The organism is Treponema sp. OMZ 805, from assembly GCF_050937395.1.
Classification (GTDB): domain Bacteria; phylum Spirochaetota; class Spirochaetia; order Treponematales; family Treponemataceae; genus Treponema.
The window spans coordinates 35673-51900 of sequence record NZ_JACCLP010000008.1 but is presented as its reverse complement, the minus strand read 5'-3'; the positions used below and the strand labels follow the sequence as shown (position 1 = coordinate 51900).

11 protein-coding genes are annotated in these 16228 nt (G+C 46.1%); 3 read left to right on the top strand and 8 right to left on the bottom strand.

The window, feature by feature from the left end; genetic code table 11:
* The first annotated feature begins 5 nt into the window (after positions 1 to 5).
* Together HGH47_RS07735 and HGH47_RS07730 are read left to right on the top strand one after the other, a co-directional pair.
* A complete protein-coding gene (locus HGH47_RS07735) occupies positions 6 to 2684 on the top strand; it encodes a putative PEP-binding protein (protein ID WP_253676518.1) in 2679 nt (892 codons plus the stop codon).
* Positions 2685 to 2744: 60 nt separating this feature from the next.
* Entirely contained in the window at positions 2745 to 3509 is a 765-nt protein-coding gene (locus tag HGH47_RS07730; RefSeq protein ID WP_432911505.1) for a TrmH family RNA methyltransferase, read from the top strand.
* An 87-nt stretch (positions 3510 to 3596) separates the two neighbouring features.
* Here the strand turns inward: HGH47_RS07730 and rlmB are convergent, their stop codons facing one another.
* The 8 genes from rlmB to HGH47_RS07690 all read right to left on the bottom strand — a co-directional run bounded on the left by rlmB (position 3597) and on the right by HGH47_RS07690 (position 14480).
* Entirely contained in the window at positions 3597 to 4454 is an 858-nt protein-coding gene (gene rlmB, locus HGH47_RS07725) for a 23S rRNA (guanosine(2251)-2'-O)-methyltransferase RlmB (protein ID WP_432911502.1), read from the bottom strand.
* A 2-nt stretch (positions 4455 to 4456) separates the two neighbouring features.
* Positions 4457 to 5863, bottom strand: coding sequence for an MBL fold metallo-hydrolase RNA specificity domain-containing protein (locus tag HGH47_RS07720; RefSeq protein ID WP_432911499.1), 1407 nt, complete (start codon positions 5861 to 5863; stop codon positions 4457 to 4459).
* A gap of 143 nt (positions 5864 to 6006) precedes the next feature.
* Complete coding sequence (locus tag HGH47_RS07715; protein WP_432911496.1) at positions 6007 to 7719, bottom strand: leucine-rich repeat domain-containing protein; 1713 nt, start codon at positions 7717 to 7719, stop codon at positions 6007 to 6009.
* Positions 7716 to 8255, bottom strand: coding sequence for a hypothetical protein (locus HGH47_RS07710; RefSeq protein ID WP_432911493.1), 540 nt, complete (start codon positions 8253 to 8255; stop codon positions 7716 to 7718). The genes HGH47_RS07715 and HGH47_RS07710 overlap by 4 nt, the downstream gene beginning before the upstream one ends.
* 80 nt (positions 8256 to 8335) lie before the next feature.
* A complete protein-coding gene (locus tag HGH47_RS07705) occupies positions 8336 to 9253 on the bottom strand; it encodes an Rpn family recombination-promoting nuclease/putative transposase (RefSeq protein WP_162663815.1) in 918 nt (305 codons plus the stop codon).
* Positions 9254 to 9489: 236 nt separating this feature from the next.
* Positions 9490 to 9624, bottom strand: coding sequence for a hypothetical protein (locus HGH47_RS07700; protein ID WP_269140257.1), 135 nt, complete (start codon positions 9622 to 9624; stop codon positions 9490 to 9492).
* A gap of 147 nt (positions 9625 to 9771) precedes the next feature.
* Positions 9772 to 13632 (bottom strand): InlB B-repeat-containing protein, encoded by a 3861-nt coding sequence (locus HGH47_RS07695; RefSeq protein ID WP_432911489.1) that lies wholly within the window; start codon positions 13630 to 13632, stop codon positions 9772 to 9774.
* A 635-nt stretch (positions 13633 to 14267) separates the two neighbouring features.
* Positions 14268 to 14480 (bottom strand): hypothetical protein, encoded by a 213-nt coding sequence (locus tag HGH47_RS07690; RefSeq protein ID WP_044015951.1) that lies wholly within the window; start codon positions 14478 to 14480, stop codon positions 14268 to 14270.
* A 519-nt stretch (positions 14481 to 14999) separates the two neighbouring features.
* Here HGH47_RS07690 and dpaL point away from each other — a divergent pair.
* Entirely contained in the window at positions 15000 to 16211 is a 1212-nt protein-coding gene (gene dpaL, locus HGH47_RS07685; RefSeq protein ID WP_432911484.1) for a diaminopropionate ammonia-lyase, read from the top strand.
* Positions 16212 to 16228 lie beyond the last annotated feature (17 nt).

Here is a 16228-nt window from a genome sequence, read left to right as displayed (position 1 = left end):
TTATTATGAATATGTCCAAATCAATCCATTTTTTCAGCAATAAAGAATCGCTTAAAAGTAATATCGATAAAACGCTCCTCGGTATCCGCGGCCGTCAGCTGAATGAATTTTCTGAACTCGGACTGCCGATTGTACCGGGGCTTGTGATGGATGCAACTATTACGCAGGATCTACAGCAGGCAAATGCGTTGCCGTTGCTACGACCGTTCTTAAAAAAGATGGGTGAAGCGGTTAAAAAGGAATTCGGCGATGCTGAAAATCCTCTTTTATTAAAGCTGGTTATTTCACCCAACCTTGTGATTGCCAATTATCCGACGCTTCATAACTTCGGATTAGCAAAAACCACAATCGGCGGTTTTGAAAAAAAAGTGGGAAAAGATTTCGCAAGCCACGAAGTTTTGTTTCTATTACGCGGTATCTTTTCAATTTTATATAAGATTGCCGAATTGCAAGAAGACGGCGCAAAACAACAGCTCTATAAAGAACAGTTGGAAAAAATCGGGAATGACCTAAAGAAAGAAAAGCGCACTGAATCGGGCGCTACCGTTATGGATATGTACCAGCCGTATCTGCCGCAGGAATTTTTCAGTACTGCAGAAGTACAGCTGAACAAAACCATTCAACTCATCAGTACGCTGCTCAGCCTTGAACCCGACAATGAAAACGATGTAGCCTTATTGATTCAGCCGTTGGTGTACGGTAACTATGACAAGGAATCCTTTTCCGGCAGATTCTTTAGCCGTAATATCGTTACCGGCGAAAAGAAATTACAGGGGATGTTCTTCCAAGAAAAATTCGATGAAGTCGATGCCGTCGGAAAAGATATTAACGATATAAAGCCGATATACCTTGAGCAATTGGAAGCCATTGCATGGCGGTTGGAAGATCATAGTAAAGATGTTCGCGAAATCCGTTTTACGATTGAAGCGGGAAAACTGTGGCTCATCGAACAAAAATCCGTTGAAGCAAAAAGCACGATTGCATTGGTACACTTTTTGCTCGATTTATATAATCGTAAGATTATTGATGCGGAATACGTTGTAAAAAATGTCAAACCCGGCCAGCTAAACGAAATACTGCACCCTGTTATCGATATGACGAGCGTTAAAAATCTCCAATCATCAAAGGGCGGTATTGCAGGCGCTCCGGGGGCAGCAGTCGGCCGCGTATACTTCAGCGCTGATACACTGATTGAAGCGCAGCATATTGCGCGTTTACAAAGCGCCGATACCCGCTGTATTCTCTGCGTACCGGCGAGTTATGCAGGCGACGTAAAGGCTATTGAAGTTTCCACCGGTGTTTTATCGAATGAGGGCGGTTATTCGGCGCATGCCTCCGTTGTTTCACGTCAATATGGAAAAATCTCGTTGGTACGTCCCGACATGAAAATTATGGCGAATAAAGCTATCATCAACGGCGTTACCATTAAAGAAGGGGACTATATTACGCTTCAAGTACCCTATTACGGCGAATCGACGGTATACTTCGGAGCAGCGGAGCTGATTGAACCCGACCCCAAGACCTCCGGTTTGCTCGATTTTATCGATCTTACCCGTTCGTTTATCCAAGACTTCCATGTACGTGCCAATGCCGACAGCCCCCGCGATGCTGCATTAGCGGTCAGCTTCGGCGCCGAAGGTATCGGACTGTGCCGCACCGAACACATGTTCTTTGAAACAAAACGTATCAACACCTTTAGAGAGATGATTCTTGCCGAAACGACCGAAGAGCGCATCAAAGTGTTGAACAAGCTCCAAAAAGTTCAGATGGAAGATTTTTACGGTATCTTTAAGACTATGGCAGGACGCGAAGTTACTATCCGCCTTTTAGATGCTCCATTACACGAATTTTTACCACATAATGATGCAGAACTGGATGAATTTATCGAGTATCTTAAAACAGAGAAGAAGAAAACCGTCAGTAAAAAAGCTTTATCCGAAGCAATAGCGCTCCGTGCGGAAGTAAACCCCATGCTGGGACACCGAGGCTGCCGTATTGCAATCTCGTATCCTGAAATTTATGCAATGCAAGTCCGCGCTATCTTTGAAGCGGCTTATAAACTGCAAAAAGAAGGCGTTGAAACGCATGTCGAAATTATGGTTCCGATTGTAATGAATTTCCGTGAACTCAAACAAATTGCGTATGGAAAGAAGATCGAAGGTCATGCTTATCTCGGTATCCGTTCGATTGAACAGGAAATACGGGCGCAGTTTAAGGCGCAAGCGATAGACTTCAAAATCGGTACGATGATTGAATTGCCGGTTGCAGCATTATCGGCGGGAGAAATTGCCCGTTATGCGGAATTCTTCTCATTCGGCACCAATGACCTTACCCAAACGACGCTCGGACTCTCCCGCGACGACTTTAACAGCTTTATGCCGGATTACACGTTGTATGACTTAATCGACGGCAATCCTTTTGCGATTCTGGATCCGGGTGTGCGGGAACTTATCAGCATTGCGATTGAACGAGGCAAGCTTACCCGTCCCGATATTAAACTCGGTCTTTGCGGAGAGCAAGGTGCACGCCCCGAAAACATTCCCTTCTGTATGAAGGCCGGTTTGAATTATGTCTCCTGTTCATCTTATTCGGTGCCTATCGCGCTCCTTTCGATTGCGCAGGCGGAATTGGAAAAGGCGGAAAGCGAAGGGCACAAGCTCGCACGTAAGAAGGCCTCAAAGTAAAAAAAGGTCTAACAAGGCAACCGCACCTATTTCCGCGGTTGCCTTGCCGTAACTTGCACTATGAGTGAATTACATCAAAAAGAATTGGCGGCGTGCGGTTTTGAAGCGGTAAAAGCGCTCGCCGCCGAACATCCCGAAAAAATTTCACGATTTTTTTTTGCCGGAAGCAGGGCAAAGACATTCGGCGCCCTTTGTAAATACCTTGCACAGCGAAAACGGCTCTATCGGCTCGTGCAATCGGATGCGGAATTGGAAAAGCTGTGCGGATCTGTTCACCATCAGGGCGTTGTCGCTATGATTGAAGACCCCTGCATTGCTGCCGTAACACCGGAACAGATTAAACGGTGGGAAACCGAAAAAGCTGCGGTGTTACTATGCGACCGTATCGGTAATGCAAATAATCTTGGAGCAGTTATCCGCAGCGCCGCCTTTTTCGGCATAGAACATATCGTGATAAGCGGAGAAGACGCACAGGCACAGCTGACACCGAGCGCCTACCGGATTGCGCAAGGGGGTATGGAGTTTATCACCTTGTATACCACTCCTTCCGCCGAGCATTTTTTAAAGATGTGCAGCGGGTATTTGGTGCGGATAGGGGCGGATCATCGGGCATACCGCAGCCTAAAAGATATTCCGTCAGTGGTGCAACCGGACGAGGCGGTCGTTGTGGTCTTAGGAAATGAAGAGCATGGAATTTCCGCCGAAGCGAAAAAACTCTGCGATGTGCTGGTTAAAATCAGCGGCAGCGGAGCAATCGAAAGCCTGAACGTAGCGCAAGCCGGTACCGTCTTCTGCTCCGCACTTGCCGAACTCCGGCGGGAATAACCGCGAAGAGGTTCAACTCTGGTCGAATAGTATCAATTTTCCCGCGGGGGTGGTAAAAAACGACCTGATGCGTTCACCCTGCCTCCCCTACCCGTTTTGCTGCCGACGTACCTCATACATCAGAATACCGGCGGCGACCGAAACATTTAAACTGTCGAGCTTGCCGGAGGTGGGGATTGCCGTAAAGGAATCGCAGGAGGCTTTTAACAAGCGGCTGATGCCCGACCCTTCACTGCCCATAATCAGTACGGTTTTGTCGGGAAACTTGGTGTGCGGGAGCGGCTCTCCTTGAGCATCGGCGCCGAATACCCAAAAGCCGTTGCGCTTAAGCTCTTCTACCGTCCGCACCAAATTCGCCGTGTATAAAAGCGGAACCCACGCCGCCGCCCCTGCGCTGATCTTGCTGACAGTCTGAAAGTCTCCGGCGGATCTCCGTTCGGGAAGCACAACGGCGTCAACGGCGAATTGATCTGCGCTGCGGATAATGGCGCCGGTATTGTGAGGGTCGGTAATTGAATCAAGGACGACGACAAAGGCCTGTTGACGGGAAGCAAGCGCAGCGAGCAGCGCATCGGCGGAAAGCTTCGGCGCCTGTTCCTGCGGACGCTCATCGATCAGGATAATCCCGCGGTGATTTTGCAGGTATTCGGGCAGAGACGCCGTCAGTTTATCGAGTTCAGCATCAGTCCGCTGCTCTATCACAACGGAAAGTTTTTCCGCCTGCGCAAGGATCTTTTTTACGCGCGGTCCCTGCTTGGCGTAAAGAATCTTGAGCCGCAATCCGGATGCCTTTCCAGCGGTGGCAGCCTTTCCGCCGCCAATCTTTTTCCCCGTATCGGAATTCTTTGTTGCAGAGCTTTTTGTTTCGGAACTTTTTTTCTCCAACTGCGCTTCAACCGAGCGCAGTAATTCTTCTATCGCATGAAAACCGGTAATAATCTGCATCGCTATAACTCTATCACATCGCCGTACCGCATAATATGCGATTCATAACGGTGCTCCTGTAAATAAGCCTGCAAAAAGCTCTGCGCATCCGGCTCTCCGTGAACCATCAGCAGTTTTTTCAAGCTTCCGGTATCGAGACTGTCGAGCCATTCGAGTATTTCGGCATAATCGGCGTGAGCGCTGAACGCATTAATCTGAAGAATTTCGGCGCGAACTTGATGCCACTCTCCGAATATCTTTACCTCCGGCTCACGGTTCATCAGCCGTCTGCCGAGCGTATTCTCCGCCATATAGCCGACCAGCATAATTTTTGTCGAAGGTTTTGAAATATTATTTGCAAGATGGTGCGTAATGCGGCCGAATTCGCACATACCGTCCGCACTGATAATAACCATCGGCTCTTCCATTGCGTTCAGCGCCTTGGATTCATCAACGCTCGTAATAAACTTGAGCGCGTTAAAGCCGAACGGATTTTTGTGATGTTTAACAAAAGCTTCCTGCGTTTCGTGGTCAAAGCATTCGGGATGCACCTGAAAAATCGTTGTCGCGTTCACCGCCATCGGCGAATCGACATAGATGGGAATCTGCGGAATCCTTTTTTGATCGGTCAGCAGATGGAAATAATAGATGAGTTCCTGCGTCCGCTCAACGGCAAAGGCGGGGATGATAATCTTACCGCGCATCTTTACCGCATCATTAACCGCATGTTCCAACATCTCCATCGCATTGTGAATATCCTCATGTCGGCGATTTCCATACGTACTTTCTATCATAATATAATCGGCAGCAGGGATAATATCAGGGTCGCGGATAATCGATTTATTTTTCCTGCCGAGATCTCCGGTAAATGCAATTTTTACAGTCTTACCGGCGGAATCTTTTGCCGTAATAAACGCTATTGCGGAACCGAGAATATGCCCCGCATCATAAAATTCAAGCTGAACATTCGGGCCAATCCATACCGGACGATGATACGAAACCGTTACAAATTGATTGATGGTTTGCACGGCATCTTCTTCGGTAAAAAGCGGCTTCCAGTCGAATTTTTCGTGTTTTTTGATTGCCTGTTTTTGTAAATATTCGGCATCCCGCGCCTGTATGCGAGCGGAATCCATCAGCACGAGGTTGGCAATATCCCGTGAGGCGGGCGTCGCATAGATATTGCCGGTAAACCCGTGTATGCCCAACAGCGGCAAAAGCCCGCAGTGATCATAGTGCCCGTGGGTAAGAACGACAGCGGTTAATTTATCGGCAGGGACATTAAAGTCGCGGTTTTTTTTATCGGCTTCCGCCCGTTTCCCTTGGAAAGCCCCGCAGTCAAAAAGATACAAATACCCGTCTACATCGAGAATATGCTTTGAACCGGTTACTTCCTCTGCGGCTCCCAGAGAATACACGTTGATACTCATAAAAAAATGATACAAGGATTTTTTGAAAATGTCAATTTTTAAAAGATATCAGAGGTCGAATCAATTTGTAATTGATAATGTGTAATCAATTAGTAATTCATAATTACAAATTATCCATTACCCATTACCCATTACCAATTACATTAAATCTCAACCCCGGGCCAGATTCCATTCCACTTATACATCTTCCACTTCTTGTTATTTTTAGCATTATTAAAGGCTGCGGCTAAATCCGGCGGAGCGGTAAAGTCCGTGTGATTGCCTTCGCTAACGCCGGTTACTTCGGTGTAAAGAATACAGTTCGCATCATCACTATCCGCCCGAACCGGTAAATCGTCAAAGAGCTTTTTAAATGCGTCTGCGTTAAGCTGATTGCTGCTGCACTCCAGCGTTTGCAAAGCGGTACAGCCTTGTGCGTTAAGAGCGGTGAGCTGATTTTTGTAGCAGTTCAGCGTTTGCAAAGCGGTACAGCCTTGTGCGTTAAGAGCGGTGAGCTTATTCCAGCCGCACTTCAACCTTTGCAAAGAGGTTAAACCCTGCACGTTAAGAGCGGTTAGCTTATTTTCGTTGCAGTTCAGCTCGGTGATGTTTCCTTTGAGGATTACCCTTGTGCTTTTTGCGTGCAGAGTGGTTTCGGTGCCGCTTGTAAGTTCCGTTTCGGTGCAGCCTTCTACCATAACGGGGGCACCGTCGGCGGTTGTTACCCTAACTTTGATGTCGAGCTTATCGGGGCTTAAGATGAGCGAGGCGCCGCCTTCGACAAAGAGTGATTGAAACTTCACTTTGATGTCCGCATCTGCCGTTACCGCGTAAGTATAGCTTGTATCCATGCCTGCTTCGCCGATAACTGTGCCTCCGTTTGTCCACTGTTTCACCACATAATCGGGATCATGGTCTGCCGTAAAGACAATCGTTTTACCCTGTTCGACTGAATCACCCGTAGTGATTTCATTGCCGTCCACTTGGGCTTTCAACGTGCCGCCTGTGCTGCCTTCTACGCCGAAGGTGATGGTGTAAAGTGCCGCCCATTTCGCAGTGTATTCCGCATCGACTGCGGGGAAAAGAGGAGATGAAGGCAGGGCAGGTTCCCATCCTTTAAAAACGGCGCCCGTTTTTACGGGAGCGGGAGCAGTCAAGGCTGTTCCGTATTTGCCCGGTTTTACAACATCATCCGTATTGCCGTCTACGGCGCCGCCTGCAAGTTTAAAGGTTACGTTTACCGTCTTTCGCTCATAATAGAGTTCTACGGCGGTAGCGCTGCCGGCGCTTATCGTGCCGCTCGTTTGTACGGTTCCGTTTATTTTGGTAAGGCTTGAATTGTAGGTAAAGCCTTCGTAGATTTTCGCCGTGTATGCGGCATCTGCTCCCACGGTACCGTTTAAGATTTCCCTTTCCGCAGGCTCTGCAGGATAACCGCCTTCCGGTTTTTCCCGATAGTGTTTTACCGTATACGAGGCTTTGCCGGACGGGAGCGCTTCAAAGCTCACTTTAACGTCAACCGCTTTTGTAACGGTATGGATATATGAATTTTCCGTATTGCCTGTAATGACGGCGCCGTCTACTTTCCACTCTTTTATCATGTAGCCTGCGGCAGGTTCGGCCGTAAAAGTTACCTTTTTACCCTGTTCAATGCTTATGGGGCTCTTCGCCGTTTCCTCTACACCGTCCGCCTTTACTTTAAGCGTGCCGTTTCCTCCTTCCACGCTGAAAGTTACCGTGTGTTTGGGAACCGCAGAACTTTCACCCTTCCCCTCCTCAACCAGCATCTTCTTTAAAAACGGGTTTTTACAAGCGGAAACCGATACCAAAAGTACCGCCAAAACTAAAACTAAAATCCGACTTTTCTGTTTTTTCATATTCTAAATCCTCCGCTCATTCCGGCTGCCCAGATTACCGGATAGCCGCCTCTTATATACGGTTCGATAAAAAAGTTTTTTACTGCAAAGCGGTAACCGAATGTTCCTTCTCCCAAACCGAATACAAAGGGTTTTGCGGTCTTTCCGTTCCAGCCTAAGGAAACACCTCCTTCCGCCTGAACAAAAAATCCTGAATCGCAGGTTTTAAACTTTGCAAAATCATAAAAATTCCAGCGGAACAAAACAGCCGTATCAAGAAGACCGTATCTTTTAAATTCCGTCGAATACAAGAGCTTTACACCGGCTGAAAACCTGCCCGTTTTAACCCAATTAGGCAATACAAACATCCCGTACAGCCCTGCACCCAAGGCAGAGCCTTTCGGTACATTCATATTCCCTTCCGCCGAAATACCCAAAGACCAATGAAGGCCGTCTTTTTCTCTTTTAGGTTCATCCTCAACCTCTTGAGCAAAAAGAACGGAAGCTCCCAAAAATACCAGCGCACAGAGCGCTGCCTTTACACAATTTTTCTTCACATCAATTCTCCCGATAAGTAATTTTTAATTGGTAATTTGTAATGTGTAATTTTCTTAAATTACCAATTATCCATTACCAATTAATTAATCGCTTCCACTTCTTCTTTACTGAGGCCGGTCATCTGCATAATAAAATCAAGTTCACAATTCGCATGTTTCATCAATTTTGCCGTTTCAAGAGCTTTTTTGTATGAACCGTCGGAAAAGCCCTGTTGTATTCCTTGCTCAATTCCTTGCTCAATCCCCTGTTCAATTCCTTCGGCAAAGGCGATTTCATGTTCTTCGGCTCGCTGTACTGCAATATCTGTTTCATAATCATATTCTGCCAGTAACATATTCAATACCTCCTTCGTCTTGCGTTTTAGATATTCACGCAAAATATTATTTTCTATACATTCTTCAACGGCTTTTTCAAAACCGTTTTGACTATCTATCTCTTTCCACTTGCGCACCGTTTCCACAAATATACTGTATTCCTGCATTGTCCGGCAATTTTCCAATACGGGATGACGGTTTTGCCGGTTTATGTTTATTACTTTAACGGTCAACTCAAGATTAGTTTCCGTTCCTCTTTCTATAAAGGCCTCCGATAGTTTCAGAGTTTTATCGGAAGGATATGGTTCCTCACCGTTATAAAAAACATAAAACTCAGGAACCGGAATTTTTAAAAGCTTACGGCTGTATTTTTCTTTTGATTCAAAGAGGGTTTCATACAAGCGGCTTACATACTCAAGACAGCGGAGAGGCATATTGGGATTTATCGTCGATTGGTGTTCTGCAAGGACTATTATTTTGTTATCGACAAGATAAGACACATCATTATAGAATGCCATATAGAGGATCTGATCGAGCCTGACCGTTTTTAGCTGCTCTGTATCTTTCAAGTCCGTTCCATGCAGAGCATTATATAGCGATAAAAAATTCTCTTTTGCTTTTTCGTCTTCACTGAAAAGGTCGACGAACACCGAGTCTTTATATTTTCTGTTTGAAGTACTCATAACTTATGCCCTCTCTTGCCTTAATTATACCATATCTTCAGTAGTTTTAAAGGAACATTTTTTTAATTTAACCGCAAAGGACACTAAGAGCGCAAAGAATTTTGATGGCGATTTGATAACACATTCTTTAATTTTCCCTTGGCGTTCCTTGCGGCCTTTGCGGTTTTTTTTAATTTAACCGCAAAGGACACTAAGAGCGCAAAGGAATTTAAGGGGAGCTTTGTTTGAAGTATTCTTTACTTTCCTCTTTGCGAACTTTGCGGCCTTGGCGATTTTTTTAATTTAACCGCTTTTACCTCTTGAGCAAAAAGAAGGGAAGCGCCCAAAAATACCAGCGCACAGAGCGCTGCCTTTACACAATTTTTCTTCATACTTCAATGCTCCCGATAACTAATTGGTAATGTGTAATTGGTAATTTGTAATCAATTTGTAATTGGTAATGTGTAATTTGTAATTCATAATTATCCATTACCCATTGAATTACCCATTCCCCATTATCCATTATCCATTACCCCCCCTTAACTTGCCGTATTACCGGACTGGTTATTACAAGGACCAACTACTGCATTACCAAAGCCATAGTTTGTAGTTATTTCGCCGCCATACCAGTCAAACTGATGATAAACCCTCACCCCCTTACCATTATTGGAGTTATTCTCGGTAATTTTGCCGCCTTTCATCTCGAATATTCCTTTTACGAGTACGCCACCGCCCTCGTATCCTGTGTTCTTCTCAATTGTTCCGCCTTCCATCGTAAACTGTCCACGTATGGGGTCCCCACCATTGTAGCTCCCGTCCACATATACGCCGCCGCCACCGACGGAGGGGTTATAACCGCTGACTTCGTTTTGGGTAATTGTCCCGCCTTTCATTATAAACTTTCCGGTTTCACCTACATATACGCCGCCGCCGCCACCAGACCACAAAGAGCCATTCAGATTATCGACTGTGTTTTTCTCAATCGTTCCGCCTGACATGGTAAGTGTTCCGTTTACAAAAACAGGACCGTTTCCGGCATGCTCACCCCCGCTGTTAACCCAGGAATTTTTAAACCCGGTAATTGTTACGCCGTTTTTGATTTCTGCGTTGCCATTATGGTTTACAGAGAGCGCGTGGTGTATCTTCCGATAGCCGGAGTCAACTCCTTGCAATGTTATCAGTCCTTCTAATGTTAACGACGCACCGCTTTGTACCTCAAAGTATGTATACAGGGCCTGCCCATGCCCATTGTCAGGACATTTTAAGATTGCAGGTTTACTTGCGTTATCAGCCTTGAGCATAATCTTTTTCCCGTTCGGTATTTGAACCGTTTGAAGGTCGTCGATAGTACCTGCCAGCTTTATAACAAAGGGCGTATTATCGGCAGGTGCAGCCTGAACTGCTTCTTTCAACGTTTGAAGATCCTCAACTTCCGCTTTCAACTTACCGGCATCAGTAATATACCAAAACATCTTCCCGTCCACCACATCCTGCGGCGTTACCGTAAACTTGGTGTAGTTTTGTGGTGAGCCTGTTGTTATCGCGTCGGCAAGCACTTGTGTGGACGTGTTGTAGGCCGTATTCGGTACTGTAATGCGCGCAACGGGAGTCGTACCGGTAAGCGTTCCGTTAATGGTTATCATCTTTCCGCTCTCCAAATACACGTCGTTTTTGCCCGCCGTATATTGCTCAGATCCGGTAGAGGGGGTAACGATTGCGGAATCTTGCATTTTAAAGGTTCCGCCGCTTACATAAACGCCGCCGCCTTTACTTGCCGTGCAGCCGGTGATAGCGCTTGTGCCGTGCATTTCAAAGGTTCCGCCGCCTACATACACGCCGCCGCCGGAATTCGCCGCCGAGCAGTCGGTAATAACGCTTGAGCCTTCCATAATGAGTGTACCGGACGGATTTACGTATACGCCGGCGCCGCCTGACTGGTAGTAGAACGCTGCACCCTTTGTAAGCGTTATGTTTTCAAGGGTGAGTGTGTTAAACACATCAAAAATACCCGACTTGCTGTCTGCATTCAAAGCAGCGGAAGGGTTGTTACCTTTTATGGTAAGTCTTTTTCTGATATTAATTATGCCCTTATTGCCCTCGTCATTTGTCGCCTTTATTTCGCCATTTATGGTGATGGTGCTGTTATCGGGTGCGCTTTTAACCGCACGCAAAAGGTCTTTCCACGTTTCCGGACTGCTTATGTGCGACTGGTAAAACTTCACCGTTACTTCTTTATTTTCGGTTATGTTGGAAAGTGTATAGGTTGAGTTTGTTCCGTTTACTACGGTATTGTCCTTTTTCCATTCCGCAACTTTCCAGTCTGTATTGGTGGGAACCGCGGTAAAGCCTACACTTCCGCCGTATTCAACTGATGTGCTGCCGTTTTCTACAAAGTTACCTGAATCGGCTTTAATCTTTCCTCCCGCTTCTCCGTCTACGATTTCTACGAGGTAGGTTACAGTGTAAATCTTCTTTTTAAACTTGACCGTTACGGTTATACCGTTACCGGTTACGTTGGAAAGCGTGGCTTGTGTTTTGTCGGATGAAATGTTTCCTACATTGGTGCTCCACCTATCGACTTCATAACTGTTGTCAGCAGGCACTGCGGTAAAGGTTACGCTTCCGCCGTGTTTTACCGTAACGGGGTTTCCGGATAGTAAAGAGCCGCCGGTAACAGCCGTTACAGCGATACTACCGCCTGGACCGTCTACGTTGAAGTTTACCGCGTATGTTTTGCGCTTGTAGTATACTTTTACCACCGTTGAACCGTCTGCCACGATTGTCGGGGTTGTAGAGTCAATGTGATCGTACTCAAAGCCTTCATAGTTTTTCTTGATGCTGTCAGCAGAGATAGATGCGTCCGTCGTGCCGGGTTTGGTTTCCGTCTCAGCAAGCGTATAATTATCATCATTAATATTTTGCTTGTAGTGTTTTACCGTATATGTACTGTTTCCTGCCGTCCACTGTGCATAGAGCGTTATATTGCCGGTTACGGTGTCTGATGCAAACTCCCATTTTTTTCCTGCAGAACAGTCTTTATCTTTATACCAGTCGGTTACTCCGAATCCTTGTTTTTTCGGCAGCGGATCCGGTGCTGAAACTGTAGCGCCGTGCAGCACGTGCTTGGAAACCGCGGTAGTGCCGTCCGGATATGCGCCGGTATTTGCATCAAAGCTTACCGTGTGTCCTTGCACAACCTTATAATAAACCGTCTGTACCGGCGTTGCCGCAAGGCCTTCGCCGTCCGTGTAATACTCCAGCTTGTATTTTTTTTCACCGGCGCCGTTTAAGGGAAGCGGCACGGTAACGGGATTGCCGTCATACTTTACCGGAGTTGAACCGCCTATTTCAGTCAGCGTGCAGTGCACTGTCGTATTGCCGGTTGCAGAAGAAACGCTTAATGTCGCTCCGCTGCTGTCGGTACCGATGATAGTCGGATCGGATTCGCTGTCGCCGTTGCCGGAAATCTTTGTGCCCTTCGTGATGCGGACAATTTCTGTTTCTGCTTTATTCGGTTTTGTACTTGCGTTCACTATGCCGGAAGCTAAGCCTTTTTTGTCTATCAGTTTAATCGTATAGTCTTTTTTTGCAGCGCCGTCTTTCACTTCAACATCGGTTTTATAGTACAGTACCCAGCTGCTATCGGCGGGAACATCATCGGCGTCCGGCTCATTCAGCTTTTCTACATCGGAATGTGTAATAAAGACATCAGCTTCCGGCTTGGTAAACGCGGTTTTCGCTTCATTAACCGAAAACGTATAGGGTGTTCCGTTAACCTCAATACGGGCAAGGTCTTTATGCAAAAGTCCGCCCGGTACCCTCTTATCCATATCAGGAATAGTGATACACAGTACATAATAAGCAGGCGAACCGGTTGTCTTTGCAACGGTGAAACTCGGATTCTGAGGGGGTGTATTTGCTTTTAGCTTGAGAGTGTAGGTTTGTTTAAAGGGGCGGCCGTCTACAGCATACAAGGAGAGGGTGGAAGAAAGGTCTTGCGCACCCCATTCATACGCTTGTAAAAAAGAAGCCTTATACGTCAGGGTCAGACTTTGCCGGTCTTCGGATTGTGTGAGCGTATAATCCGTACCCACTACCGGAGCCTGTGTTAAATGCTCAAACACAATCACCTTTTTTGCCGGGTCTGCCGCCGGAGGTAAATCGAGCGAAAAAGATTTAGGATTTTTCAGCTTAAACGTGACGGAAACATCTTCAGCCGAGGGGACACTCGGTATGCTGTTGAGGTCGTTTTGTAATACCGCCTTTATGCTTGAATCGGTAATATAGGCTTCCGATGCCCAATAGCTGAGATAGTCGTCTATATTTGCGGTAAACTGATTACAGGATGCAAACAAAAGAGTAAACAGCATTCCGGTTAAAATAATAAAAGCTTTACGCATACGTTCCTCCGTTACGATAAGCCGCATCGGTAAAATGCTCACCGGCTTTTTATCGACGCCTGTTATAAAAAAGATCCATGGGCACCTCTAAAAACTAAAGTTTTTAGAGGTGCCCGCATAGAGAAGTCGTTTTGTTCTTTATGCATACGCTGATGAGAAAAAATGATAATGTAGATGTGTAAAAAAAAGACTATGCCTCTGTGAAGCTGTGAAGCTGTGAAGCTGTGAAGCTGTGAAGCTGTGAATTATGCAGGGTGTATTTCGGCATGTCAAGTCCTTTGCACATTTTTGTGCCTTTTTTTATAGAGACGGAAATGTGATGATACCGAGAAGACAGTTCTGTCATGCTTCAAATATATCCTATTTATTAGGAAAATAGCAATGGAAAGATCATAAAAATCAGCATTTTTAATCAAAAAGAACCTTGGTTACCAAAAAAGACCGTTAGGACAAACGCATCAAGCAAGTAAATCAAAGACGTAGAATAATTGTGGCTAATGTTTAGGCGCCTCTAAAAACTCGGTTAGATTTGCTTCGCATCCTTCGGAATAGAGATGCCATAGTGCATTTCTGCCGTGTATAGGCCACCTCTCTAAAAGCCTCATGTTTAGAGAGGCGCAGTGTTTTTTAAACGATTAGGCGACTCCATGCGCTTCGGCAGGAACTTCGCTGATATATCCGGTACGCAGGCACAGCGCAAACATATCGTTGTCAAGAAATTCCTCGCTGATTTTCTCGTATCCTTCTTTATCATGGCAGATGCGGATAAAATATCCCTTATCCGTTTCGTTCAGGATTGAAAAATAGGATACATCCCCCGGATTACTCTTGATTGAATACAATTTCATACATTACCCTCCACATAATGAAAAATACCATACACCGATAAACATAATCATTTGCTTGATGCATACGGCATCTTTCTACTATTTATAGTTTCGGCATCGAGCAGCGGAGCTTTAGACCACAGCTCTCAGGGCAAACGTATCAGGCCGTTTTTTAACAACCCCGCAGAAGATTGAGGCCGTTCAACCAGAGTTGAACCTCTTCGCGGTTCAAATGGTCTCACAGCCTCAATCTTCTGCGTTTTTTATCTATTCTGCCTGATGCGTTTGCCTGTCTACAAAAAAAGCTGTACGAAATTTTGGATAAAATTTCGTACAGTAAGGAAGGCAAGCGCTTAAAATACTTCTGATGCGCTCGCCCTTCTTGAACTTGACATATCTTGTATCTGTGCTATGATAAACTCATAAATATTTTGATTCTAACAAATTTTTTTTGCATAAGGCTTGTTCTTAACATTAAGAAACCCGTCCAAAACTGAACATTTTTGGAACACCCTCATGCTCGATTGAAAGGAGTTATATATGGAAAAGATTCTTTGGTCGGAAAATAAGCTTCCGAAAACGGACAACAAACAGCTTGCGGTGATGGCTTTAGATGAAATCAATAAGGCACATACGTTTCATAAAAGTTTCCCACAATATGCACCGACACCGCTCGTTCCGTTAAAAAATATGGCGAATTTACTCGGCGTCGGCTCGGTATTTATTAAAGACGAATCATGGCGATTCGGCTTAAATGCTTTTAAAGTGCTCGGCGGTTCCTTTGCGATGGCAAAATACATTGCAAAACAGCTCAAAAAAGATGTTTCGGAACTCCCCTACGACGTGTTGACCGGCGAAAAGCTGCGGAAAGAATTCGGACAGGCTACGTTTTTTACCGCAACCGATGGAAACCACGGACGCGGCGTTGCGTGGGCTGCAAATAAACTCGGTCAAAAATCGGTCGTGCTGATGCCCAAAGGCTCTACCAAAACTCGCTTCGATAATATCGCAAAAGAAGGCGCAAAGGTTACCATCGAAAACGTCAACTACGACGAATGCGTCCGCATGGCTGCCGCACTTGCCGCAAAAACGGAACACGGCGTTATGGTGCAAGACACCGCGTGGGAAGGATACGAAGAAATCCCGGCGTGGATTATGCAGGGCTACGGTACGATGGCGCTTGAAGCTGCCGAACAGCTCAAGGCGGCAGGAGTAGACCGGCCTACCCATATCTTTGTACAGGCAGGAGTCGGATCGCTCGCGGGTGCCGTACAAGGATATTTTAAAAATCTATTCCCCGACAATTGCCCCATTACCGTCGTAGTGGAAGCTCGTGCTGCAGACTGTTTATACCGGTCAGCGACGGCAGCTGACGGCAAACCGCATTTTGTAACGGGAGACTTGCAAACCATTATGGCAGGGCTTGCATGCGGCGAACCGAACACCATTTCTTGGGATATCCTCAAAAATAATAGCAGCTGCTTTGTTTCCGCGCCCGATTGGGTTTCATCTCGCGGTATGCGTATGCTTGCGGCCCCCATCAAAGGTGATACGCCGGTTACCTCAGGAGAATCAGGCGCAGTCCCCTTCGGACTCTTATCAGCAATTATGCAGCACGATGATATGAAGGATTTACGCGCGGCATTAAAGCTCGATAAAAACTCAAAGATACTGTGCTTTTCAACGGAAGGAGATACCGATCCCGATATGTACAAAAAAATCGTCTGGGAAGGTTCTTACCCGTCGATATAAGCTGTTATAAACTTATT